Here is a 1,127-nt window from a genome sequence, read left to right as displayed (position 1 = left end):
TTTTAATATAGATGAAAATTTAAATATCTATGATAAAACCCATAATGTTTTCATGTATGAAAACTTAGAAGAAGAAATAAATTTTTTCTATCAAAGTATTTTAGAAAAAACTCCTAGATATCCTTTTGTATGTATTTATGGTATAGGCAATGCATTACTGATTAAAAAATTAGCTAAACACTATAAACATCTTTTTGTATTTGAAAGTGAAATAGAACTTTTTATCTTAGCTTTAAGTGTGATAGATTTGAGCGAGGAGTTGAAAGTTTATAAGATTGTATTATTTGACTGTGTTGCAAAGGATTTAGAAATTCAAATTGCTATGATTTTTGATCAGCAAAGTATTTTAGAGTATTTAAGTTTATATGAAATGTTTATTAGCTCGCATTATTATCTTAAATACTATGAAACTTCTATTTTATCTTTGAATGAACTTTGTATTAAAAGTGCAAGTGTAGCAATAAGAAATGCAGATATTACATGTTTTTTACCTTTGCTAACACATGGACAGTTTTTACAAAACATCCCCTCTATGCTTGAAAGCATTCCTTTTCAAAGAATCTTAAGTGAAAGAAAAAACAAAATTGATAATGCTATAGTAGTTTCTGCAGGACCAAGCTTAGCTAAACAACTTCCTTTACTTAAAGCTTATCAAGATAAAGCAGTGATCTTTTGTGCTGATGGGGCTTTGAGTATGCTTGAAAAAGAAGGTATAATACCTGATTATGTTACTAATTTAGATTGTAGGGATTTGGCAATGAAATTTTTTCAAAATAAAGAAAATTTAAAACAAAGCATCATTGCTCTTGAGTGTGCCACGCATCCTAATGTCGTGTATAGTTTAAAGGCTGAAAATTGTATGATTATTTTAAGAAATAAAGCTTTATATCAACGCTTTAATCTTAATGACTTTGGCTATATAGATACGGGTACTCATGTAAGTCATTTTTCTTATACTTTAGCTTTAGCTTTAGGATTTAAAAATATTATTATGATAGGACAAGATTTAGCCTTTGATGAAGAAGGAAATTCACACTCAAAAGGTTTTGATTTTGGAGAGAAATTTAGCGGTGAAGAAAATATAGATAAACTTAAAGTCCCTGCCTATGGAGGCAAAGGAGAAGTTT

General features: G+C 28.3%; 1 protein-coding gene. It reads left to right on the top strand.

The window, feature by feature from the left end; all coding sequences use genetic code 11:
• A partial coding sequence (locus KAR67_RS09355) for a motility associated factor glycosyltransferase family protein (RefSeq protein ID WP_192801101.1) occupies positions 1–1,127 on the top strand: 1,127 nt, incomplete at both ends.

It is taken from the genome of Campylobacter sp. JH32 (assembly GCF_017846535.1).
GTDB classification, from domain to species: domain Bacteria; phylum Campylobacterota; class Campylobacteria; order Campylobacterales; family Campylobacteraceae; genus Campylobacter_D; species Campylobacter_D coli.
The sequence above is the reverse complement of the archived record's forward strand: the minus strand, read 5'-3'. Positions and strand labels throughout refer to the sequence as shown.